The organism is Alishewanella sp. d11, assembly GCF_049390205.1.
GTDB lineage: Bacteria > Pseudomonadota > Gammaproteobacteria > Enterobacterales > Alteromonadaceae > Alishewanella.
The window spans coordinates 1,182,592-1,207,197 of record NZ_CP186547.1 but is presented as its reverse complement, the minus strand read 5'-3'; the positions used below and the strand labels follow the sequence as shown (position 1 = coordinate 1,207,197).

The following is a 24,606-nucleotide window of genomic DNA, read 5'->3' as shown; positions in this document are numbered from 1 at the left end:
TTTTTATAAGAGTAAGCGATGAAGAAGCTCCCATTAACCTTGTTAGGTGTGTTACTGCTAACCAGCTGTAGCAAAGCTATCGATCCTATAACAGCAAACCCGCAGACTGCTGCAGAGTTACATCTGGCCAGTAAAACACCTTATCAACCTCAGCAATCTTGGCAACAATATAGCCAAGCACCAGCCGGATTTAATGCCGTGATGGTACAGCATGTAGCTCGGCATGGTTCTCGGTTGTTATCCAGTGCCGGTGATGATGATTTAGCCTTACAGCTATGGCGTCAAGCAAAGCAGCTAAATGCCTTAACTCCCTTAGGCGAGCAATTAGGCCCAGTGCTAGAGCAGCTTTATCAGGTTCATCAGCAGATTGGTTATGGCAGCATTTCTGGTTTAGGTGTAATTGAACATCAAAAAATGGCTGAACGAATGTTGGCCAGACACCCGCAATTGTTCAGCGACGCCATACAGAAACAGCAGCGTTTCGCTGTTTTGCATTCGGGCCGCAAACGCGCTGCACAAAGTGCGGATGCGTTTGTACAACAACTACAACAGTTACAGCCAGCCTTGCAGCCATTAATTGACGAGGCCAGAGCGGATGTGCATACCTTATACTTTAACGAAGCTGAGGGGAGCGAAAGTTATGAGGAGTATAAGGACAATGATCCTCGATTACTGAAGGTTATGCAGCAGCTAACGGAGCAACCTAAAACCGGACAAATGGCTGAAGCAATGTTAGCGCGCTTATTTACTGGCGAATTTATTGCCAAGCTGGCTCGGGGGGAGTTTAGTTTTACCCTGAGCGATGATGATGATGAAGTAAAAAACCCAACTGATGCGGCTATGTTGTTATACAGCTTATATATTATCAGCAGTAATATGACTGCTGAGGGGGATTGGCAATTTCAGCGTTTTGTTCTGCCTGAGCATGCGGCTTGGTTTGCCGAGTTGGACGATGCCGACTCCTTTTACGGTCGAGGTCCTGCCTTTGCCGGTGAGGATATTACCTACCGCTTAGCGCGCAACTTGGTTGCAGATATGATCGAACGTGCTACCTCACCAGAAAATTATGTGGCGACTTTGCGTTTTAGTCATGCTCAGGCGTTAATGCCATTAGCCGCTTACTTAGGTATTAAGGATGCAAGTGAACCATTACCAGAGGGAACTGCTTACAGTTATCAAAATAGCCCTTGGCGCAGCGCCTTAGTGTCGCCAATGGCGGCAAATGTGCAATGGGATATTTATCAAAACGAACAGGGTGTTAAGCTAGTGCGTATGTTACATCAAGAAAAAGAAACCTTGTTTAGCACCAGCTGTAAGCCCTATCAGGGGTATTTTTATCTACTCACTGAGCTACAACGCTGTTTATTGCCCTAGGGAAAATATGAGGCTGGTTACTGGCTGAATTCATGAAAGTGCCACTGATATGTCACAAAATTTTCATCAGTTGGCGGTATTATGTATCCAGTAGCGGTTTTCCCTACTCCCTGGATGTTTACCACTTTGGTTAAGTTGGGGGGCTTTCCCCCAACGATTTTCTCGCAAACCTTAAACGGGTTTTTACTACAACACTCAGTCTACTTTATTGCTATGGCTTGCGGTTAATCCGCCTGTGTTAGCGCGTGCCTTTTGTTCTCATCTGCTGTTTCTAACGCCTGCAGAATCTGTTGTATTTCGTCTTCAGTTAACAGTACGTCTTTTAAATGCGACGTTATAGCAGCTTGGTTACAACCGGTTTCTTTTAAGCGGTAAGCAAAATTCTTATGCACGTTAAACACAAATGGAGAGGTCATATTACACCGATGTACGAGAGTTTTATGTGGTGATTAATTTGTATAAAAAATGAGCTGATGTCAATCTAAAATTGCGGGGTTGTGTAAGTAAAGAATGTTTCGGCGCGAGCTAACGCAGCAACGCCTAGTGAAAGAATTTTTCGTAATGATTGCAATCGCTGCAAGCTAAGCCTAAGTTTAATGCAACTGCTGTAATAAGTGCTGCTATGAGTACGGAACAACTTTATACTTTTGCTATGGTGCAACTTACGCTGGTGCTGTTATTGGCATCGACGCGTTTGCAGCCGCTAACTGACAGTGGGCACGGTTTACGCTATTTTAAACTGGCCTTAGCCTGTGATGTCTTAGGCTGGTTTTGCTATTTATGGCCACAACAGCCCTATCTTTTGCTAGCCTCAAGTACTGCTGCCGCCTTTAATATTTGGTTACTTCTGCTCTATGCTTTTTGTCGGGTGGGCCGGTCTTTTCCTTGGTTCTGGATTGTGCCTGCCGCGTTATTGCAAGCATTACTGTATAACACTTTCTCAGAAACGGCGTCCTTGCATCTCATGACCCTCACCACTGCAATGGTGGCGCTGCCTTCAGCGTGGTTATTTTGCAGAGTTAAGGTGAACCCAAGTGTTTCCGACAAAGTGTATGCGCTGGTGATGCTGTGCTGGTTTTTGGTTTGCTTAGTACGTTCGATTATTGTCGAAATCAATCCTGAGTTAATCCTCTCTGGCTATTTAGTCTCGCAGTTACTCTGGCCAGGGATTACTGCGGCCTATGCTATTTTTGCGATTACTGGTTATCTGGAGGAAACCCAGTACAGGTTAAGAGAGGATGCCATGCTAGATCCGCTTACTGGGTTACTAAATCGTCGAGGCTTGTTGCATCGGGTGCAAGGTTATTTGGCTTATATGCAACGAATGCAGCAAAGCGCGGCGGTGTTGTTATTGGATTTGGACCATTTTAAGCGAGTGAATGATCACTATGGGCACGAGTGTGGCGATCAAGTGTTAATTCGAACTGCACAGCTATTGCGGCAACTCCTAAGACAAGGTGATTTAGTTGCCCGTTGGGGCGGTGAAGAATTTCTGATCATTCTACCCAATACCGATCAGGCGATGGCTGAGGATATTGCCAACCGTATCTGCACTGAACTACTACACCAAGATTGGCAAGATCTTGGATTAGCACAACTCACCACCAGTATTGGCGGCGCATTCATTCCACCGGGTGAACTGTTAGAACACGCCTTACGACAAGCCGATACGGCGCTTTATCAAGCCAAAGCACAAGGCCGCAACCAATACGTTATCCAACCGACTCCGGTACCGGCCTGACCAGTTTATCCACAGCTTATGCAACCGTCCCCGGTACCGGCCTGACCTCAGAGGTCGGTCCGGTACCGGAGACGGGGGAGATTTGTGGATAAGTTAGCGCAGGGCGCCGGCGTGCGCTGCGCCGCGGAAGACAGCGTTGATGTAAAGCAAGTGCATGCCGTCGACGTAGGCGCGGAAGTTAGGTTCTTGCGTAAAAGCGATCACTTGACCGCGACCATGCGCTTGCACCATTACTAAGGGTTTATGGGCAATTTGCTCACGATTTTCTTCCCAAACAAAACCACCAGCGAGCAAGTCTTTTGGCCCAGCGAAATTAACTACATTGCGACCATCATTAATGCGCAGTGGTTGGTAAATCTGGTTGCCGACATAAAGGCTGCGTAGCGTTGGTGCTATGCCAGCGGTGAGCCAATGGTTTGGATCGACCTTGGCATTAGCAATAAAACCCGGTACCCAAGCTGGATCGGCTTGATAAGGCTTTAACATCGCCTCGAATTCGCTGTACTCAGCTAAAACCTTGCCAGGAACGCGGCTTTCTTTGGCTAGCTTTTCTTGTTCGCTAACCTGAAACTCTTGTTTACTGGCTAATAAGGGGGCATCACCGTCTAGCAGCCAGCTGGTGGCGTTGCCTAAAGTAATTAACACACCGCCACGTTGCACAAATTGTCGCAAGTTTTGTTGGCCGCTACTGCCTAAAGCCTGCTGGTAACCGCCGCGAGCAGTAGCGGGTAAAATCAGCACCTGATAACGGCTTAAATCGGCATTACGCAATTGCGCTGGGCGAATCGCGGTAACGGGGTAATTAATACCGCGCTCTAACACAAAACGGGCACTGCCAGCACTCAATGGATTAGTCGGTTCATCCCATAGCATGGCAATATTGACTGCCGGTACCGCAGGTACATTGAAAGAACCAAAATTTGGCCCTTCAGTCACCCAGCTGCTGTCTAAACCTTCAACTAAAGCCCCGCTTTGTTTGGCAAATGCAGTGACCTTAGCGGTTAAATCGGCAGGGTTATCGGCACGGCTTAACACTAGTGTGCCTGCCGGATACTGCTTACCATTTTGATGGGTAAAAGGGAGATCGCTACTGCGTAAACTTAACCCTTGCTGCAAGGCTGCACTTAAAAAACGCGCTGCCGCCATATCACCCCAAGGCACCACAAAGCCATATTTAGCCTCTGGATTAGTGACGCTACCCGCAATGAGGGTCTCTGGTCCCACAGGTGTACTCGCCACTTTCGGTGCTTGATTACAGCTTTGCATCTCTAGGTTATACATCAGTGGTAAGGACCACGCCGTTACATCATAAATTTGATCTGGCAGGTTATTAGCCCGACGCTGTTCTTGTTTAGCGATAAAGGCCTTATCCATCGGCACCGTATCATCGAGCAGGGTGCGCATTAAATGGTAACTGGGTTGATTAGTGCGAATAACATAACTGCCAGCCTGATACTGCTTGCCACAGGCGCGAAAGGCCTCTTGCGCTTGCTCTACAGCAATACCATGCTGAGTGAGCACACCCATCAGCTTTTGATGGCCAGCGCGATCGCGCTCGGCAGCAAACAGATAACTACGAATACCGTCTTTTTCGCCTTGGTTGCTAGCGCGCACCCGATACTGATAAAAGTTTTGCAGCAACTCAGTAGCATTATTACTGGCGCTCTCTAAGGTGGCTTTAAAGGCGACGAAGTTACGCTGAATACCATCGGCAAAGGTTAAAATATTGCCATCTTGCATGCGGTAATGATGGCCGCGAGCAGAAGCCATCTCATAGGTCATTGACACGCTGCCATAGTACAGCGGCCAGCTGGCGCCATAGCCTGGGTAAAACGCATCAAAAATTTCGCGGGTAAAATAATGATAGCCAAGTTGATCAAACCACTTGGCATTGTTCTGGCCCACCGTATTTAACACGGCGCGTTGATTCGCTTGAATATGTGGGTTATACGGCTCGGCTTCTGGGCTAAAGTAATAGCCCATATCGCCACCCATCTCATGCGAATCAACAAAAATTAGCGGATACATTTGCTGCAGTGCTTTAACCCGTGCTGCGGTTTCTGGCTGTGTTAACGAAATCCAATCACGGTTCATATCGAATAAATAATGATTGGTGCGGCCATTAGGCCAAGGCTCGTTTTGCTCGGCCGATAAACGATCCGGCGAATGCTCAAGCCCAACCGTCGCGTAATAACGGCTAACAAAGCGGTGATGGCCATCGGGGTTTTGCAAAGGATCGATATACACCAGTGTATTGCTTAAAATTTGCGTGGTTAAGGCGCTTTGGTCAGCCAATAAATGATAGGCCAGCGCCATGGCCGCATCGGCTGGGCTAATTTCGTTACCGTGTAAGCTACTGGCAATCCACACGCTGGCCGGTAAGCTAGCAATTAATTGCTTGGCTTCCGGTGCACTTAACGCGGCAGGGTTCGCTAATTGGCGCATGCCCGCTTCAATTTCGCCAAGTTTACTGATATTGCTGGCACTACCAAGTACCGCATAAAACAGCGGTCGCCCCTGCCAGCTTTTGCCATAAGGCACCAACTTAATACGGTCTGGATAGCGCTGCGCCAGTTGCTCAAAAAAACGCGAAATATCGGCCGGTTCAGAAATGCGCTCACCAAAATTATGCCCCAGCAGCTGGCTAACAGGCGCAACGTCTGCTCGGTATTGACTATCGGGAAAGTAAGGAACTGCCTGATTCGAAAAAGCTTGCCATGGCAGGATAGCAATGCCGGCAACAAAGGCGGCTAAAGGAGCAATGCGCATAAAACCCTCATACATTATTGTTTTCTTCACCATAAGTGCAAGCTTAATTAAGCACAAGAGGTAGACTATATTTTGCGACCAATGCCCAGACTTAGCTGTTTAATCGCTATAGTTAAAATAGCAAAGCATGCTATGTAAAAAGGTTGTGTTAACGCTTGAATACAAAATATACTTAAGCAGTTACTTAACCGAGCCTGCCTATGAAAACCTGTACCTTGCACTTTAGTGATCCTACCGCCATTGATGAGCAGGTTTTCGCTGCGCTACCTTCTAATCGGCCTCTACTGGTGCAAGCTTATATCAGTGAGGAGCCACACGTTTGGATCTCGCCTCTACAACAAGTTTTACAGCGCTGTTTACCACAGGCGCTATTGGCAGGGATGACTAGCTATGGCCAAATTGAGCATGATGTGATTAAACAGCAAGGCATGACTTTGTTTGTGACTGAATTTGCACACAGTTATTGCCGCCAAGCATTATTAGCCGCTGACGCCGACGAGCAACAAATCCAAGCGGCGCTAAAGGAGTTACTCCAAGACGATACCAAGGTCTTACTGGTGCATTCGTCAGATTTGCAAAGCCGACATGCCAACTTATTATCGTTAATTAGCCAAATAGCACCCAATGTAGTGGTTGCTGGTGCTGTGGCTCAACCTGCAGGCGCAGCACTTTACTCCTGCGTGTTTAATCAACAGCACATACACGACAATGGCTTTTTGCTGACCAGCTTACAGGGGCAGCACTTAGTCGCTCGCTCGGTAATAAAGCAAAACTGGTTTGCGATTGGTAAACAACTTAAAGTCAGTGCTGCCGACGATTATCTGGTGCAAACCATCGATGATCAAAGTGTGGTTGAGTTATATAAGCACTACCTTGGCGCTGAGGTTGCGCATCACTTACCTGCGGCGTCTTCTATGTTTCCATTATTGTTTGATGATGGCGACCATCAAACCACCGCCTTTGTTATCAAAACTCTGGAAGATGGCTCAGCTCTGTTTAATTGTAAAATTGCTATCGGCCAGCAGGTGCGGCTGGCTTTTGCCAATATGAATTCATTGCTCGACAACAGTTATTTAAATCAGATTGGCCCCTTCGCAGCAGAGCAGGTTTTTGTGTTCTCTTGCTGCGTCCGATTAGACTTATTAAAAGACAGCATTTTAGAAGAGATCGCGCCATTATCCGCAAAATTACCGGTATCAGGCGTATTTGGTTTTGGTGAAATGGGTATGGATGCCAGTGGCAGAGCTGGGTTATTTAGCCATAGTATGTCGTTGCTGTTTTTGGGTGAACAGCACAATACGCTTGCCTTTGCGGTGGCTGAACCAGAACAGATTGAGCCGGCACGGCAAGGCTTTGAACTCACCACCAAAGAATTAATCAGTATTTACAGCAATCTTACCCGTGCCTTAATGCAAGACTTAAAAGAAAGTAATGCTAGCCTAATGCAACTTACCTTAACTGATCATCTGACCGGTATTGCTAATCGTAGCCTGCTAGATAGCGAACTGCGTAAGTTGCGCCAGTTATACCAACGCTATCAGCGCCCTTTAAGCATTTTGCTTTTTGACCTCGACCATTTTAAAAAGGTAAACGATACCTTTGGTCACTTAAATGGCGATAAAGTCTTGATTGCTATGGCCGACACCCTAAAACAACAAGTAAGAGAAACCGATATTGCTGGGCGCTGGGGGGGGGAAGAATTTCTAGTGATTTGCCCTGATACTCCTGAACAAGAAGCTTATCTGTTGGCAGAGCGTTTACGGCAAGCCATAGCCAGCCTGCGGATTACTAGTCATGAAGGCCTTATTAAGGTGACCACCAGCATTGGCGTGGCCGCCTTAAGTGGCCAAATGAACGTAGACGAATTGTTACGGCAAGCCGATATTCACTTGTATCAAGCCAAAACGCAAGGGCGCAACCGCGTGGTGTAACCGTGGCGAGGAAAATAGACCATCAGGTTGGGCAGAACAGCAGCACCAAAAGTGCGAACTAATTACCCAGCGAAAAATCGATAAGCATCTATACTGAAACACAAATCCTAATTAGAAATAGGACCTCAGTAGCGCAGTATGAAAAGTGCTAACTATCATTTTAAAACACCTGCGGAGCTAGTAAGCCCTAATTTTACCGCCAACATGAGTGCCAACCTGTTGCTGCAAGTGTACTTGTGCGATGAGCCCACAGCATGGCAGTTACCGCTACAAAAGTGTTTAGCCGAGTACTTTCCAAATGCCACTGTGGTTGGCATCACCAGTTATGGCCAATTCGCCGGTATCAGTGTGCAGCAAAGTGGCTTATCGCTGCAGCTAACCGAATTTAGTCAAACCCATTTAGTCTCTCAGCGGATCCCTGCTACCGCCTCACATGCCGAAAAACATGCCTTAGTCAGCGCGATACTGCAAGCCGATACCAAAGTGATTCTGCTTTACAGTACTAACCTGTTACATAACCATCAAGATCTGCTACCCCTAATAAACCAGTTAAGGCCTGATATTCTGGTGGTTGGGGGTATTGCTGTGCCACAAGGCGATGAGTTATCCGCTTACCTATTACAGCAAGGCACTTGGCATAGCCATAGCACTTTATTGTTGGCAATAACTAACGCGCAGCTACAAGCCAAAGTGGTTACTAAACAAAATTGGTTTGCGGTGGGTAAGCCTTTTATCATTAACCAAGCCAGCCAGTTTGTGGTTAACACCATAGATGGCGTTAGCGTGCAAGCCCTTTACCAACGCTATCTGGGACCTTTGGCGAAACAGCATTTAGTGGCCGCTTCTTCGTTGTTTCCGCTAATTTTTGACGATGGCATTCATCAAACCTCAGCGTTTGTGGTAAAAGCTTTGCCAGATGGCAGTGCTATTTTTAACCGCGCTATGTGCTCAGGGCAACAGGTACGTTTATCTTTTGCCGAAATCAATAACGTCTTGAATAATGATTATCTGGCGCAGCAAACGGCCTTGCCGGCAGAGCAAGTGATGGTATTTTCTTGTGGTGGCCGGGTTGAGCTACTTAAAGACAGCATAGTGCAAGAATTAGCGCCCTTACAGCAGCAAGCGCCTACCGCTGGCTGCTTTGCCTTTGGCGAAATAGCCACCAACGCAACGGGATTAAGCAGTTTACATACACATAGCATGGTGATGTTGTTTTTAGCTGAAAATAATCAAACGCTGCAATTTAGTGAAGTTACTACGATAGAGGAAGAGTCAGAGGATTTTAATCTTTCGGCCAATGCTTTGATGCGTATCTACAGTAATTTAACCCGAGCCCTAATGGCCGATCTCACCGCGATTAACCAGTCATTACAAGCCCAGTCTTTACACGATCATCTTACTGGCATTGGTAACCGCAGTTATTTAGATAACGCTTTAGCACATGAATATCAACGCTATCGCCGTTATCAGGAACCCTTCAGTATTTTATTGCTGGACATCGATTATTTTAAACGGGTGAACGACAACTATGGGCATTTGCAAGGTGACCAAGTATTAAAAGCGGTTGCTACCTGCTTAGCAAATGCCATCCGAACTAGCGATCTGTTAGGCCGTTGGGGAGGCGAAGAATTTTTAATTTTATGCCCAAATACCTCCGCCAGTGCCGCAAGTATCTTTGCCGAACGCATCCGCCAAGCCATCGCCACCCTGAAAATTCCCACCCTAGCCGGCCACCTGAGAGTCACTATCAGCATTGGGGTAGCCGAAAGCCAACCGAAAATGACGATAGATGAATTGCTACAATTAGCGGATCAGCGGTTATACCAAGCGAAGATGCAGGGGCGAAATAGGGTGGTGTAAAGGTTGCTGTTACTAGAAATTACTGTTAAAAGAGTAACCTATAAACAAGAAAACCACGTTAAGCCATGAGTAAGACGATTCTCTATTATCATCAACAAGCTGCTCTACTCGCCGCTCAGTATAATGCGCTGGCATTTGAGCACGTGCATGCGAGTTGGCAGTCATATTGGCCCAGAGATCAGCTGGTATTAGATATTGGTGCCGGAAGTGGTCGAGACGCATCTTGGCTCGCTGCACATGGTTGTCAGGTAATAGCGGTTGAGCCAGCAGCAGCTTTATTAAAGCTTGGCCAAGTTAAAACGGCTGAGCAACAGTTACAGACTGTGCAATGGCTGGCGGATACCTTGCCAGAGCTAAAAGCGTGTTATGAGTTGAATCTGCAATTTAACTGTATTCTATTAAGTGCGGTGTGGATGCACATTTTACCTTCTGATCGTGTCAGAGCCTTTCGTAAAATGGCAAATTTACTTGCTCCAGGTGGGCGGTTAATTATTAGTTTGCGCTTTGGCGACTTTAGCGACGAACGTGTTGCCTATGCTGTCAGCGTGGATGAGATTGCGCAATTGGCGCAGCAATTTGGCTTGGTATTAAAGTGTGTTAGCCCACTTACTGCGGATAGCGGTGGTCGTGCGGGGATTAGTTGGCAAACCTTAGTGTTAGAACTGCCAGATGATGGCAGTGGCAGCTTAAGTAAAGTTCGGCATATTGTGGTGAATGATAGTAAATCGTCAACCTATAAGCTGGCTTTACTGCGAACTTTAGTGCGAATTGCCGATGCACACCCAGGCGCGGTGCTCGATAAACAAGATGGTAAAGTGGCGATTTCGCTGGGTTTAGTCGCCCTATATTGGATCCGTTTGTTTAAACGTTTGGTCGATAATGGCATTCAGCAAAATGCCGATCCTGCCAAAGGGTTAGGCTTTGTTACTGCACAAGGATGGGACTTACTGCAGCACCTCACTGCAGATGATTTTGCCATTGGTAATTTTTATAGCGGGCAAGAGGCAATAGCGCTGCAGCAATTAATCTCTGACACCTTAAAGACCATTAAGAGCGGTCCTGTCACCTATATTTGGCAAGGTCATAAGGAAAACCGCCTATTTGATATGCAGCGCACCACGATTAAGCGCTCCGATAACGTGCTAGTAGATAAAACCTTTCTGGATAGCTTTGGTAGTTTTATTCTCAGCGAAGACATGTGGAACTGTTTTCGCCAATATGGCTGCTGGATTGAGCCACTTTTACTGCAGCAATGGATTGCTGAAATGCAAAAATATGAGCTAAATGTGCAGCGGCAGCTTACTCTGGAAACCTATCACAATCACTTACGCTGGTTTGAACGGCAGCATGATACGGCTAAAGTAAGAAAAAAAGTAGAGCAGCTAAAAGCTACTGGCGTTTCGGTATGTAGCGTCTGGAGTGGTAATAAACTGTATCATTACGATATTGATCATTGTCTGCCGTTTAGCTATTGGCCTAATAATGATTTATGGAATTTATTGCCCGCAAGTAGCCAAGAGAATCGCGTAAAACGTGACAGGCTGCCCACCCAAACACGTTTAGCCAAAGCGCAGCCGTTAATTACCGATTGGTGGCAGCAAGCTTGGCAAACTGAGCAAGAACAGCAGCGTTTTTTCACAGAGGCTGCTTTGTCACTACCGAATCTAAGCTTAGGTTGTCGTGATTTTGATGAAATCTTTCATGCCTTACAATTACAAGTTGTTGGGGTAAAGCATCGTATGCAAGTCGCGGAATGGTAGCTAAGAGCGAATCGCGGACGAACAAAATGTTGGTGATGGTCAGTAATTATGTCCGCTTTAACCGCAAAACCGGACATGTTGCCCTGTTTATTTAAAAATGAAATTAACGATCTATAGGGCTAATTATCCCTAATTTAGTTTCAACATCGACAACAATAAGCAGTTAAAGTGGTTTATCACAAGCCGACGCCAAACAGCAGCACGGCTGCATGAGCGTTGTAACACAAATTTATTCCTTGCTCACAAATACTATCTGCGCTATTTTTTGTACTTTAATTTGTACAAGAAAGGGTTCGGTATGAGTCGTATTCACCTTGACCAAGATATTCAGCCTTTATCTGAATTTCGTGCTGGTGTTGCATCATTTATAAAACAAATCAATGAGACACGCCGACCATTGCTTATTACACAACGAGGTAAAGGTGTAGCAGTTGTTCTTGACGTTGCAGAGTATGAAGCAATGCAAGAAAAAATTGAGTTACTTGAAGAAATTCGTACTGCAGAAGCTCAATTATCTGCAGGTTTTGGTGTATCAAATGAAGATGCTCGCTCCCAAATATTGGGACGCATGAGTAAATGAAAGTAATTTGGTCACCTTTAGCTTTACAAAAACTAGGTGATGCCGCAGAGTTTATTGCTTTGGATAACCCGTCAGCAGCAAAAAAATGGGTAAATGAAGTTTTTGATAAAACGGATTTGCTTGGAGCAATGCCAGAAATGGGGCGAATGGTTCCAGAAATGCCACACACCAACTACCGAGAAATTATTTTTGGCCATTACCGCATAATTTACAGCTTGAGTCATGAGATACGCGTTCTTACGGTACGAAACTGTCGTCAGTTGCTTAGGCAAAATGCTCTATGAGACTGTGTTAACACATGTCTCAAGAAGGACCGCCAACGGGCTTTCGAACGGAATTGGGTTGCTTAAGGACTATGTCAGGTTCTCGCTTTGCTGGCCACCAAATAGTAAGTTACGCCTAGGGCGAGGACGACAACGCCGATAGCAAAGACATATTCGGCGGCAATGGTAGTAAAATCGAGCACAATCACTTTACGGGCTATGGCCATTAATGCCGTGGCGATAACCAGCTTTACGTGAATCACATCATCGCGCAGGTACAAAGTGATATTTGCGAATATTTCAATGGCAATCAGTACCGCGAGGAAGGATGCGAATACCGCAAAAATATCATTAAGCTCCAGTAAAAAGTGCGGGGGGCTAGCCAATTTTTCGTATAGCACCAACCCCACATCTAGGATACATAGAATAATCACCAGCACCATCATGACAGCCAGTAGTCGAATACAGTGACCAATAACCCCATTCAATTTAGCAATTAACTTGTCACTCTCATGTGGCCTAAGGTGATTGTCTGCTTGTTGCTGTTCTTGCATTGACGCTATTCCCGTTTTGGCATCTTGCAAGGATTATACTAAGTAACGCTTTTGTTACTTTTGTTCTAGCGCAAAGAATAGTCTGATCACTGTGGCAACCATCAGTCGAGGATTAAATGGCTCACCAGCTTACTATCGTGACTTAAGTTGTCATGTAAGGGGCAGCGGTGGCAGACTTCGTCTAAAAACTGGGCTTTTTGCTCTTCGCTGAGGTCGGCATCGATTTTGGCGTTAATGCGAATTTCGGTAAAACCTACTCGATCCTCGCTGGGTTTGCCCATTAAGCCTGCAGGGTTGTAGTCGCCTTCCACGGTAATTTGCATGCCGTGTAGCGCAATTTTTTGCTGAAACGCCACAATGCGGCCAATGGTGCCAATACAGCCACCTACGGCAAATAACAGCATTTGCAACGGTGTCGGTCCAGTACCGGTGCCTTTGGCTGTAGTAGGTTGGTCGATAGATACGGTATGCCCATCAATATTGGCTTGAATCGCAAAGCCGTCGGCCATAGTGGCATTTACACTTACAGTTTTTAGATTGCTCATAACATGGCTCCTTTAATTAGGTTTAGCTAATTTAAAGGAGCTTACACCTGTACGTACTGCGCTAGATCAAGTTTTTAGCGGCCAGACTAAGAAAAGATGCTATAAAACAATCTTACGCAAGATAAGGTGTTATCAATGCTATCGTCATAATTTTTTTGCATTTTTCAGCTAGACTGAGTTAAGACGTTTAAAAATCTATCTGTGGGCTAGGTATTGTTATGCATCGATTGTCGGTGGTATTAGTTTTGGTTGCAGGCGCGCTTTTTGCTCAGGCGGTGAGTGCAAAAGACGATTTTACCTACTCGGGTTTTGGCTCGCTGGTTGGCGGCACAGTGTTACAAGGGGATGGTTACTGGGCACGTTTGCCTGAAGCCGCTGGGCAGTATGATACCGATTTAGATTTGCAAACGGAGTCTCGCTTAGGTTTACAACTTCGTTATCAAGTCACTTCGCAGCTAAGCCTTACCAGTCAGGTATTGTTGCGCGGCATAAACGATTTTAGTCCTCGTTTAGAGTGGCTTTATTCGTCTTACGCTGTTACACCCAATCTGAGTCTGAGTCTTGGCAAGATGCGTTTACCGGTTTATCACTATTCCGATGTTATGGATGTAGGGATAGCCTATCCTTGGTTAAGAGTTCCTACCGATGCCTATTCGTTGGCGGTCACTAATTTTCAAGGTGTACGTTTACAGCAAAACTTGGATTTTGGGTTTGCTACCTCAAAGGTACAGCTTTATTCCGGGCAACAAGATACGCAACCTAATAAATTACTCACCACTATCGAACAATATAAAACCGAGCAGCTTTATAGCCCGACAGGGGATTATCTGGGGGTGCGTCCTATTCGCACCACTAAAGATTATCGAGATTTTTTCGGGGTTGTAGTGGATACCAGCATAAGCCATTTTGATTTGCGGGTGAGTTATTTGACTGGTCGAGAACGCTTTACCCTTTTTCCAGAGCAAGACAGTGTTGACTCGCCGCTAGGCGGCGAGTGGACTGACACTGAATTTCTAGATATTTCATTTTCAACCGAGTTAGACGCGCTTTTTTTTATTGTGGAGTGGAATCGTTATAAAAATATTTACCGTTCTTGGTTTAGTTCTGTGGTTTACCAATATGCTAAATTTTCGCCTTATTTGTATTATTCGCGCTTTGAGGGGGTAAGAACGGAACTGGGTAACCCACAGCGTTTAGACGATAAATATTTTTCGATTGGTCTGGGGTTAGCTTACAATATCAAACCTAATTTGGTTTTAAAGTTTGAACTCACTGAGTTTAACGATCTTGGCGATGCGCCTGTCTTTATAGACAAAGATCGAGATGGAAAGACAGATGCCAGAGCCTTGGCATTCTCGCTCGACTTTTCATTTTAAAGAGGCGTTATGTACAAGTTCTTGATTTTTGCAGTCTTGTGTTTGTTAAGTCAACCCGCCTTTTCAGCATATGTTGTTATTGTTAACCAACAAAACACCGCATCGATCACTATTGACGATGTTAAAAAAATATACTCCGGTAAAATGGCTTCCTTTCCTGATGGCACCTTAGCAAAACCCATTATGTTGACGGACAAAGATCCCGCTCGAAAGGTGTTTTTAGATAAAGTGCTGCAGATGAACGAAAATAGGTTTGTTGCTATTTGGGCGAAACTGTTATTTACCGGCAATGGTATACCGCCAATTGAATTACAATCGACAGAGCAAGTATTGCAACTCGTTTATTCAGATAGGTATGCGATAGGGTTTATTCACAAAACACAGTTGAATTCTAGTGTAAAGGTCGTTGCGGAATTCAGATAGCGAGCGGCTAGCAAAAAACAGGCATGGTAGAGTACCATGCCAAGTAGACAAAACTAACAGACAGGGCGAACCATAAGTTCAATGCCATTATTGCCGTGTAAGATGATCTTTTTGTGCCATAAGCATGACATTTTTATGAAATAGAATCGAGATTGCGCTATTTGTCTATGAAGAATTTAAGCGGTTCTGGTTTGGCGTAATGAAACCCTTGGCCATAGTGAATACCAAGCGCTTGTATAATATCGGATGTTTCATGGTCAGAGACGAATTCTGCTACTGTTTTTTTACCAAGGCTAGTCACAATCTCATGGATGGCTTTGACCATGGCTAAATCGGCTTTATCTTGAGCAATGTGTTTGACAAATACACCATCAATTTTCACATAATCAACTGGTAAGTTTTTGAGATAACTAAAAGAACACATGCCTGAACCAAAATCATCAAGTGCAAAGAAACAGCCTAAATGCCGTAATTTTGTAATGAAACTGCTGGCAACCGCTAAGTTGGCCACAACGCTGGTTTCTGTGATCTCAAAGCAGATTTTTTCTGGTGAGATGTTATGTAATTTTAAGCCATCGATAATATGAGCTAGCAAGTCTGTATCCCCGACGCTTTGACCAGAGAGGTTGATCGAGCAGCGGTTAAGTTGAGCCTGATGGGTGGGGTTCGCTGCTAAAAACAGCAAGGTATGATCAAACACCCAACGGTCAATTTCTAACATCAGCCCGAAGCGCTCAGCAACGGGGATAAAGATCGCTGGACTAATTGGCTGACCTTGGTGATCTTTTAGGCGTAACAAAACTTCGTAATATAAGCCTTCCGCTGCGTTCAGCGGTTGGATCAGTTGAAAATAAAGCTCGAATAGATTGTCTTTTATGGCTTTGCGTAATAGTTCAGAAATGGATAATTCGTTACTGATCTGATTTAAATCTAGCATGTCGCCTAAAGAGCCAATATGAAAGCGGTTGCTGCCTTTCGATTTTGCGGTATAGCAAAAAAAGTCAGCTGCTTGAACAAGCGTTTGGGTGTCCACTTGACCGGCTTTAAAAGAAATCGCACCAATACTCGCGCCTATTGAAAATACCTTGTCTTCCCAGGTAAAGCGAATATCACCGATAGCGCGGATCAACGTGGTTAAACGTTGCTTTACGATGTTGGGGTCCACCTCGCGCATAATGAGCGTAAACTCATCCCCGCCAACACGAGCGAGAATATCGTCTTTTTGCGCGGATAGGCTGAGAATACTCGCCACCGATTTAAGCAGCTTATCGCCAGCATGGTGGCCGCAGGAATCGTTAACGGCTTTAAATTTATCCAGATCGATATAACAAAATGTCGCCTCAATATCCTGCAATTTCGCTAACAAACGATTAAAGGCATAGCGATTGTAAAGACCAGTTAGTTGATCATGATCTGCTTGATAATTAATTTTAGTTTGAAATTGTATTTCGCTGGTAATATCTCTGGCGATACCTTCAATGCTAATAATATCGCTATGACTATTTTTAATATTTTTTTCTTGGAACTCGATGATTTTTAGCGTGGCATTTTTGCATTCAACTTGCATTAGATAGCGCTTTGAAGACGTCGAGTGTTTAAAGCTCTCCGAAATATCTAAAACTCCGTACTCATAAGGTTTAGAGAAAACAGTAAAATATTCCTTAAATTCACTTTGGGTATAGCCTGTCACTTTAAGCACGCTTTCGCTTAAAAAGTTAAAATGGCCGCTTAACGTTTTAGAATAAAAAAAGCTGTTTTCGATATTTTCAATCAGTCTTTGATATTTTTTGTCACTGAGCTTTTGTTTATTTTTATTTTTTCTGGCGATATGAGCTAAATAGGCGATAGCGACGGATACGATAAAACTTATTAACAGGAAGAATCCTCGCCATTCTTTGCTAGCAAGTGAAGACCAAATGGTTAACTGCCAGCTTCGGCCTGCAAAATTGATATTGCCGCTTACCGTTAGAGGTAAAAAATTAAGGGAGGTGCGATAAGTGAGAAAATCATTTTGGTCTCTCAATGCATAGGCTAAATTTTGGACATCAAGATCAATTAAAAAGGCACCTAAAATCTTTGGTAATTCAAACTCTGCAATGAGGAATGAGCTGGTATTGGCGGTTTTGCTGTATATTACTAACCAAAGTTCAGTGCTATCAGGTAGGTAGTATCCTTTTGTTAGGGTAGTAATAGCAGGTTTCGCTGTTTGATATTCTCTTTCCATGCTGGCTGTATCAAAAGGCGGCGAGTCAGAATAAATCGAGCCGGAAGTTGACCAAATGACTTGGTTTTGATTATCTATCAATGAGATTTCACCAATACCGGGCAGGGCGTTTAGTAGAATCTGCGCTAGCTGAAGTTGCGCTTGCTGATCATCTTGATAGACACCATCAATGCTCTGGCGAAGTTGGGTTAATGCTCTTAATCGATCTGCAGAAAAGACTTCTAGATTACTCGTCAGTTGTTGTGTAATGGTGTTTAATCTTGAAACACTGGCTTTTTCATCGATAGCTTCGATGTAAGTCCAAAGCCAATAGAATGCCATAAAAACAATAAAAAAAAGGACGTACGGCATGACTGCTCTGAGTTTTGACATTGAATGCCTATCTAACCAATTAACGTCCTTGCATTTATAAACAATAAGATATCAACTGATTTACGTCACACCAACGCTTACTTGATTGGCTTTGTGAAGTTGAGCTGAACCTTCGCTACAATTTAATTTAGAAAGAATAGCGGTGATTTCACTATCTTCAAGCCAAACTTGCTGTAGATGTGCGACAATCAACTCTGTTGCCACGCCTTGTTGTTTCATATTTTCTGCAGTTCGGGTATGAACCGAGAGTACGTAATGACATGTCATCTTGCAATTTCTCTCATCTCAGACATAAAGTAATCGACATTTTTGCTACAGACAATTTGTCATGTAAATTTCATAAAGCACAGCTAACCATGGATATATGAAATAAATATTACAGTAACCGGTTTAGAGCTTAGATACTTATCATAAAAGTACAAATTTTCAGCAATTACTTTAGACAGGACTGCATACGACAGTATTGCTTTAGATTATGTTTTAGCGGTAGCGCGTTTAAAAAAAACTCGACCAAGCAAAGAATACGCTCCAACCCCCATCACGATCGGTAAGCGGGCTTTGGCTGATGCTGCTATCGTACCAATGATGCTCCAGTCCAAGTCGGGTTAAGCCGCCAAAGAGCGGGTTACTTACCGCTACACCCGCATGATAATTAAAAGCTGAGCCTGCATGATAAGCTGAGCGGAAGGTGTTGGCTTCGTTTGGACGCACGCCATAGTAGTAGTCAACTAAGTTGCTGTTGGCATAGCTAATGCCTACTTTGGGTTCTAATAGCACAGGACCGATACGCCAGTTGTAGGCTAACGACAACTTAGTCTCTTGGCCTTTGGCATTTCCCAGCAAATCTAGCATGGTATCGGCTTCTACTACCCAGTTATGCTGGCGCCATTGCACCCCGAGACCACCCTCTAGCGAGTTTTTGCGCTCTGCCATACCGATAAATATGTCGCTATCGCGCTCATCAAAACCGGCAAAGCGTGGTGCAAGTTTGGCACTGAACCTAACAGGACCTTGCTCGAAAAATGTGTAGCTGACAAAAGGGCCATATACCGATAATTTTTCGCCGCGATAGCCCAGCAAGGGCAGCGGGATCACACGGCGTTTGTAGCCTTGATAAATTTCCTGATTGATGCCTACGCCAAGCCCATACAAAAAACCTTGTGGGGCTTGTTGCGCGTGTACGCTATTGCTAAACAAAAAACTTGCACTACAAAAAGCAGTAACAGCGAGAGTGAGGTGACGTGTTATTTTGAGCATTGACAAGCCTTAGTAATAAAAATAGGGTAAGTTAAGTCGATACTGCTACAGTGGAGTACTGATTTGCAGTTGAATGCGATCAGTTGGTTTAGTGTGATATTAAAAAAAGTGTTCAATTGACTGCCGCTATTCACATTAGTAGATTATGCTTAAAAAACAATAACAACACGAAGGAATGATCTATGCGCGAACTTATTGCTAAGGCAAGCAATTTACCCTCAGTGCCAAAAGTTTTGCAGGAGCTTATGGCTGGGTTTGAAAGTAATAGTGTGAATGGTGAGCGACTTGCAGCGTTACTGGCAAATGATCTCGCTATTACGGCCAAGGTGTTACGCCTAGCTAATTCAGCCAAATTCGGTGGTAACCGCAAGATTGGCTCAGTAAAAGATGCCGTACTGGTACTCGGGACTGATACTTTACGTACCTTGGTACTTTCCTTAAGTTTATCCGGTAGTTTTAAGCCGATCCCCGGTTTTGATTTAAATGCTTATTGGCGTTACTCCTTCCGCATGGCTAACCGCTGTAAATATATGGCTAAGTTACTGCCAGGCGTCGATGCCGAAATGGCCTATACCTGTGGGTTATTACATGGTATTGGCGAGTATCTTATCCATATTGTTAAACCGGAGCAGGCAACGCTGATTGAGCAGGAAGTGGCACTGGGGAATCGACGTCGTGAAACTGAGATGAAGCATCTGGGTTTTGATTTTACCCAAGCGGGCGCTGAACTCGCGCGTTTTTGGCATTTCCCCGAAGCCATTGCTTTAGCGATTGAACATCAATATACCCCAGTTTATAACGGCAAACTTGATCCCTATGCCGCCTTGATTATGTTTGGTCGTTACTTGCTTGAGCATGAAAATGCAGTAAAAGAGGGCCGTCACGAACTCTTCCCAGTAAAACTGGCGCATGCGTTACAGTTAAAATTAGAAGATACCTATAAATATATTGCAGAAATGCCCGACTTAGATGCTGGTATTGATGAGATGCTAAGTTAAACAAAGAGGGGCTTCTGTATGCTAAGTTATCTGCAACAACAACGTCTGACGTTGCAACTGGGTAATATGTTACCCGCTGCTAAGTCGTTATTAGTGTTAGCGGGGCAGACCGAACTGGCACACAGATTGACCCCAAACCCCACGACGGTTGAACTGTTAACTGTTATTGAACAAGCCTATCAAGACGGTTATGAGCAGCATGCCTCTACCGAATTTGAGTTACAGGGTATCGCCTTTGCAGGTTATGGCGATCCTTTATTGCACCTTGATCGGTTAGCCGAGGTCTTGCCGGCGTTTAAAGCGCAGCGCCATGGGGTACCGGTAACCTTGGTGACTTATGGTTTAGTAGCTGCTGCGCAGCAAGCCGAATTATGCCAACAGTTAGTTGAGCTGGGTGTGGAAAAGCTGGAGATTTTTTTACCCGCCACTAATCCGCCCGCTTATCAGCAAATCGTAGCTTCGCAACAATACGGTTTTAGCGAGGTTTGTCAATTTATTCATGCCGCCGCCGAGGCGGGTTTACTGGTAACTTGCTTTGCCTATGCCCCCGTAAAACATGCCGCTGAACTACGCGCGTGAGCTAGGCTCGCGCGAGTTTCTCATCGCGGATGCGTATTTATAGCATATTCTAAAGTAGCTCTTAGCGACCTATTCGCTGCGCTAAACAAGCAGTAATTTGTAACTGAACTTTTATTGACTATGAGAATAAATCTCATTATCATTGCTATTTTTTTTAAGGAGTAGCTATGCGTCATTTTAAGTTAACAGCGATGAGTTTGGCTTTTTTGTCTTGCGGTATGGCTATTGCTGATGCTCCAACCAGTAACGCAGCCAAGGTTGAGTCTGAACCTGAAGCTAAAGAATATGTCGAAACGATTGAAGTGCTTGGGCGTTTTACCGGTAAAAACTTTTCTGAGTATAGTTATTCTGCTACGAAAGTTGCTGCTGATATCTTGGATATTCCGCAGTCAATTAGCGCCGTTACTAAAGAAGTAATTAAAGATCAAGCCATCATGCGGCTAAATGATATTGCGCCATTTGTCAGTGGTGTGAACGAGTTTTCTGTCTACAACGATATTACTATCCGTGGTTTCCGTAACTCTGACGATCGACGCGTTAATGGTATGCGCACCTATAACGACTTTTGGTCACAATCGGTGATCTCACATGTCGAACGTGTAGAAGTCATCAAGGGTCCTGCATCCGCTATCTTTGGTGCTGCAAGCCCTGGTGGTACCGTGAATATCGTCACGAAAAAACCTTTAGCGGAGCGTCGTAATGAATTAAGTGCACGCTATGGCAGCTATAACGACCGCTATATCGCTTTAGATACAACAGGACCTGCTACTGCCGATGCGACCTTGCTGTATCGCTTTAACTTAGGCTATGAAGATGCTGATTCTTTCCGAGATCAAATCTTTAATGAAAGTCTGTTGGCCTCACCAAGTGTGACTTGGATTGTAAGCGATAAAACCAAAGTAAATGTTGAGCTGGTGTATAGCGATACCCAAGGGATCTTAGATCGTGGCCAACCCAATGTGCGAAATGCTGCTTCGCTAGGACTTGTGCCGATTAAGGTTGCGGTGACACAACCTGGCGATATTATGGATACTGAATCATTAACAACGAGTGTTGCTATTGATCATCAGCTCATCGATGGCTGGACTGTAGTTGCCAACTATATGCATCAGGATTATGACCAGAGGTTGGTGGAGCATCGAATCCGCAACTATGTTACTGGTTCAGACTCGGTGATTAACTTGCTCTATGTTGATCGTGATGAATCGGCTAGTGTAGATAATATGTCTGCCTATCTTAATGGTACCTTCCAACTTGCAGGAATCAGTCACAACCTAGTAGTAGGTATCGATTATGTCGATCGCTCATACCATTCAGCACAAGTACGAGCCAATAACGTAGCCACGTTCGATATTTTACAGCCCGAATATCGACCTCGTGATCCTGCAAGTTATGCGCTAATTACAGATGCCCCCTGGGGTGGTGACTTTAAAAGTACCGGTTACTATTTACAGAATCAGATGGATTTAGGAGATTGGTCTGTTTTAGCAAGTATACGCAGTGAGCAATACGACATTGTTGATTCTGATGGCTTTGGTGCTAAGGATAATGCTTTGCTGCCAAGAGTGGGCGTAATTTATCGATTATCTGAAGATTCAAGTCTTTATGCGACGTGGTTGACCGGTTTCGAACCACAAGATTTGTTCTCGAACAACCCACAAAGTGGCGGGCCTTTTGATCCTCAGGACAGTGAGTTAAAAGAATTTGGGTTCAAAACCAAGCAATTTGATGACAAGGTGTTATTGACGATCTCTGCCTACGAAATCACTAAAAATAATATTATTTTATACGATGATGTCGCCACTGAAGCCGCCAATGATGGGTTTGATAAATATCGGCAGCGTGGGCAAGAGCGTGCTCGCGGGATTGAATTTGAACTAAGTGGTCAATTAAGCGAGCAGCTACAAATAGTCGCAAATTATGCTTTTAATCGCGCCAAGATTACCGAAGACACCAATCCCACATTGGTCGGAAAAGCCAAAGAGGGCGCACCAAAACATAGCGCTACCTTATGGGCAAAGTATCGTTTTACCGATATCTGGTCAGCAGGTGCTGGAATGACCTATGTTGGTGAGCGGACGACTTTTGAAGAAGCACTGTTATTACCTTCTTACCGCTTGTTTAATGCCGCGTTGTATTATAAAGCGGCAAATTGGGATGCCGCGTTACAAGTACGGAATATTACTGACGAAGTGCATTGGACAGGTGGTTATAATTTTGGCCGAATCTTCCCTGGAGATCCGCGCTCAGCTAGTCTCACCTTTAGTTACCGTTTCTAAGGTGCTTTAAACGCACTTACCATTCGTTGTAAGTGCGTTGTTATAAGTATTAAAGGTCAAACTATGACGGCTAAACAATGGTTCAATTTGCATAGTTTAACGGGTGTCTGGACCGGTTTACTGCTTTTTGTGATCTGTTGGAGTGGTGCATTTGCCACTCTGTCACATGAACTGGATTGGTTAACTAATCCTGCCATCCGTGCGCAAAGCACCGCGAGTCCGCAGATATCTTTAGCCGAGGCTTATGAAATTGTGGCGAGTCGCAGAAAAGAAGATCAGATTGCGTTTGCTCGTGTACCGCTGCAATCAGGCTTTAACTATGATGTGGTAGTGGAAACGCCTCAAGGTCAATGGCGACATATTTATGTTGATCCGGTCTCTGGCGATATCGTTGGAGACAGTAGCTATTTCAATATTCAACGCTTTTTCCGAGATTTTCATCGCGCGCTATTTGGAGCAGTTAACCGTACCTTTGCAGCTTACTTGGTTTTCTTGCTCGCAATACCCTTGCTAATTTCCACGCTGACTGCGTTGTATGTTTATCGCAGCTGGTGGACTAAGTTTTTCACTTTAAGCTGGGGGGCACAACGACGCGCCAATATGGCTAGTCTTCATAAGGTGATTGGGGTATGGAGTTTATGGTTTGCTTTGCTTATAGCCTTAACCAGCGTTTGGTATTTATATGAAGCGTTTCGTAGCCATGCCATAGATGGCAAAGTGACTTTGGTAGGGCATGGTGATTATGCTGTAAGGGCATTACCTGAATTAGCCCCTTCGTCTACAGCAAGTTTGCCACTTGCAACCTTGATACAGCTTGCGCAAAAAGCAAGACCTGATTTGGCGATAACCACGATAAGTTTCGCAAATGAGTATTTAGAAGTGCATGGGCAAGATAAGCATCTACTGGTACGAGATCGCGCTAACAAGGTGTATTTAAACCCCGTTACTGGTCAAGTGATATATGATCAAAACGTAACAGATCTATCATTATATTGGCGGTTATCTGATACGGCAGATCCACTCCACTTTGGCGATTTTGGTGGTTTAATCAGTAAGGTTATTTGGTTTGTCTTTGGCTTACTATTGTCATTTATGGCATTGTCTGGCAGCTACATGTACCTTAAAAGAGTTCAGAGTAGGCGGCAGCAGTTAAGTTTTCGCCGCACGTTAATTTTTGCGACCTTTGTCAGCATTATTATGATCGTGGCCAGTATTTTTGCTGGTTACAATGCTATGTTGCAACATGGTGTTGCTGGCAATTTGCCTGACTTGCCGAAGGCCACAGGCTATTTCTTAGTGGGGTGGGTATTGGTTACCTCGGCTATTGTGAGTTTCTGGTTTTATAAGATACTAAATTTAATATATGCAAGGCGTCAATCAGCGTAGCCTAAGTTTAGCGTCAAACACCTTGTGTTGTGACGATTGATGCTTTCCAATTTCATTGAATGGCGGATTGCTGAATTATATAGAGTCCTCTACTGCATTAGTATTATTTGATTTAACGCAAGTTAGTGTGAAAAAAAATCAAGCTATAAATTTATAACTTTATGATTTTAATTGTTTTAATAAGTAAAAATCGGCTGGTGCAATTTTTATACTCTTGACTGACGTACTGCTAAAGTTCACTATAACCATGATTTAAGTGTGGTTATTTTGAAGTGGCACTTTTCTGTCAGCAAGAGGCTTCATGCAAAAAAAATTACTGGTTACGCAATCTAAGC

20 protein-coding genes are annotated in these 24,606 nt (G+C 44.5%); 13 read left to right on the top strand and 7 right to left on the bottom strand.

Features of this window, described 5'->3' with window-relative positions; all coding sequences use genetic code 11:
* The first annotated feature begins 18 nt into the window (after positions 1–18).
* The gene (locus ACO1PK_RS05525) at positions 19–1,374 is read left to right on the top strand and encodes a histidine-type phosphatase (protein WP_423187676.1); all 1,356 of its coding nucleotides are present in this window, start codon (positions 19–21) and stop codon (positions 1,372–1,374) included.
* A 224-nt stretch (positions 1,375–1,598) separates the two neighbouring features.
* Here ACO1PK_RS05525 and ACO1PK_RS05520 read toward each other — a convergent pair whose 3' ends face one another.
* Complete coding sequence (locus ACO1PK_RS05520; protein ID WP_423187675.1) at positions 1,599–1,790, bottom strand: hypothetical protein; 192 nt, start codon at positions 1,788–1,790, stop codon at positions 1,599–1,601.
* Positions 1,791–1,996: 206 nt separating this feature from the next.
* On the opposite strand from ACO1PK_RS05520, the gene ACO1PK_RS05515 reads away from it, so the two are divergent.
* Positions 1,997–3,115 carry a GGDEF domain-containing protein gene (locus ACO1PK_RS05515; RefSeq protein WP_423187674.1) on the top strand — a complete coding sequence of 373 codons (1,119 nt, stop codon included), beginning with the start codon at positions 1,997–1,999 and terminating at the stop codon, positions 3,113–3,115.
* A gap of 93 nt (positions 3,116–3,208) precedes the next feature.
* On the opposite strand, the gene ACO1PK_RS05510 is transcribed toward ACO1PK_RS05515, so the two are convergent.
* Complete coding sequence (locus ACO1PK_RS05510) at positions 3,209–5,884, bottom strand: M14 family metallopeptidase (protein ID WP_423187673.1); 2,676 nt, start codon at positions 5,882–5,884, stop codon at positions 3,209–3,211.
* Between the two features lie 200 nt (positions 5,885–6,084).
* On the opposite strand from ACO1PK_RS05510, the gene ACO1PK_RS05505 reads away from it, so the two are divergent.
* From ACO1PK_RS05505 to ACO1PK_RS05485, 5 genes are all read left to right on the top strand, one after another.
* Positions 6,085–7,815, top strand: a complete 1,731-nt coding sequence (locus ACO1PK_RS05505) for a sensor domain-containing diguanylate cyclase (RefSeq protein ID WP_423187672.1) — start codon at positions 6,085–6,087, stop codon at positions 7,813–7,815.
* 138 nt (positions 7,816–7,953) lie between these two features.
* Entirely contained in the window at positions 7,954–9,675 is a 1,722-nt protein-coding gene (locus ACO1PK_RS05500; protein WP_423187671.1) for a sensor domain-containing diguanylate cyclase, read from the top strand.
* A gap of 65 nt (positions 9,676–9,740) precedes the next feature.
* Positions 9,741–11,435 carry a methyltransferase domain-containing protein gene (locus tag ACO1PK_RS05495; protein WP_423187670.1) on the top strand — a complete coding sequence of 565 codons (1,695 nt, stop codon included), beginning with the start codon at positions 9,741–9,743 and terminating at the stop codon, positions 11,433–11,435.
* 298 nt (positions 11,436–11,733) lie between these two features.
* Complete coding sequence (locus tag ACO1PK_RS05490) at positions 11,734–12,015, top strand: type II toxin-antitoxin system Phd/YefM family antitoxin (protein WP_423187669.1); 282 nt, start codon at positions 11,734–11,736, stop codon at positions 12,013–12,015.
* Complete coding sequence (locus ACO1PK_RS05485; protein ID WP_423187668.1) at positions 12,012–12,299, top strand: type II toxin-antitoxin system RelE/ParE family toxin; 288 nt, start codon at positions 12,012–12,014, stop codon at positions 12,297–12,299. Before ACO1PK_RS05490 ends, ACO1PK_RS05485 begins: the two co-directional genes overlap by 4 nt.
* A gap of 74 nt (positions 12,300–12,373) precedes the next feature.
* Here the strand turns inward: ACO1PK_RS05485 and ACO1PK_RS05480 are convergent, their stop codons facing one another.
* The gene (locus tag ACO1PK_RS05480; protein ID WP_423187667.1) at positions 12,374–12,832 is read right to left on the bottom strand and encodes a phosphate-starvation-inducible PsiE family protein; all 459 of its coding nucleotides are present in this window, start codon (positions 12,830–12,832) and stop codon (positions 12,374–12,376) included.
* Positions 12,833–12,933: 101 nt separating this feature from the next.
* Positions 12,934–13,377: an OsmC family protein gene (locus ACO1PK_RS05475; protein WP_423187666.1), complete on the bottom strand. Its 444-nt coding sequence runs from the start codon at positions 13,375–13,377 to the stop codon at positions 12,934–12,936.
* 218 nt (positions 13,378–13,595) lie between these two features.
* Between ACO1PK_RS05475 and ACO1PK_RS05470 the strand changes: the two genes are divergently transcribed.
* Together ACO1PK_RS05470 and ACO1PK_RS05465 are read left to right on the top strand one after the other, a co-directional pair.
* Positions 13,596–14,753, top strand: coding sequence for a hypothetical protein (locus ACO1PK_RS05470; protein WP_423187665.1), 1,158 nt, complete (start codon positions 13,596–13,598; stop codon positions 14,751–14,753).
* Between the two features lie 9 nt (positions 14,754–14,762).
* The gene (locus ACO1PK_RS05465) at positions 14,763–15,176 is read left to right on the top strand and encodes a phosphate ABC transporter substrate-binding protein (protein ID WP_423187664.1); all 414 of its coding nucleotides are present in this window, start codon (positions 14,763–14,765) and stop codon (positions 15,174–15,176) included.
* Positions 15,177–15,333: 157 nt separating this feature from the next.
* Here the strand turns inward: ACO1PK_RS05465 and ACO1PK_RS05460 are convergent, their stop codons facing one another.
* The 3 genes from ACO1PK_RS05460 to ACO1PK_RS05450 all read right to left on the bottom strand — a co-directional run bounded on the left by ACO1PK_RS05460 (position 15,334) and on the right by ACO1PK_RS05450 (position 19,029).
* Entirely contained in the window at positions 15,334–17,751 is a 2,418-nt protein-coding gene (locus ACO1PK_RS05460) for an EAL domain-containing protein (RefSeq protein ID WP_423187663.1), read from the bottom strand.
* A gap of 81 nt (positions 17,752–17,832) precedes the next feature.
* Complete coding sequence (locus ACO1PK_RS05455) at positions 17,833–18,039, bottom strand: hypothetical protein (protein WP_423187662.1); 207 nt, start codon at positions 18,037–18,039, stop codon at positions 17,833–17,835.
* Between the two features lie 228 nt (positions 18,040–18,267).
* Positions 18,268–19,029 (bottom strand): MipA/OmpV family protein, encoded by a 762-nt coding sequence (locus ACO1PK_RS05450; protein WP_423187661.1) that lies wholly within the window; start codon positions 19,027–19,029, stop codon positions 18,268–18,270.
* A gap of 182 nt (positions 19,030–19,211) precedes the next feature.
* On the opposite strand from ACO1PK_RS05450, the gene ACO1PK_RS05445 reads away from it, so the two are divergent.
* From ACO1PK_RS05445 to ACO1PK_RS05430, 4 genes are all read left to right on the top strand, one after another.
* Positions 19,212–20,027, top strand: a complete 816-nt coding sequence (locus tag ACO1PK_RS05445) for an HDOD domain-containing protein (protein WP_423187660.1) — start codon at positions 19,212–19,214, stop codon at positions 20,025–20,027.
* Between the two features lie 18 nt (positions 20,028–20,045).
* Entirely contained in the window at positions 20,046–20,606 is a 561-nt protein-coding gene (locus ACO1PK_RS05440; protein WP_423187659.1) for a hydrolase TatD, read from the top strand.
* Positions 20,607–20,773: 167 nt separating this feature from the next.
* Positions 20,774–22,885 carry a TonB-dependent siderophore receptor gene (locus tag ACO1PK_RS05435; protein ID WP_423187658.1) on the top strand — a complete coding sequence of 704 codons (2,112 nt, stop codon included), beginning with the start codon at positions 20,774–20,776 and terminating at the stop codon, positions 22,883–22,885.
* Positions 22,886–22,948: 63 nt separating this feature from the next.
* A complete protein-coding gene (locus tag ACO1PK_RS05430; protein WP_423187657.1) occupies positions 22,949–24,271 on the top strand; it encodes a PepSY-associated TM helix domain-containing protein in 1,323 nt (440 codons plus the stop codon).
* The last annotated feature ends 335 nt before the right edge of the window (positions 24,272–24,606 follow it).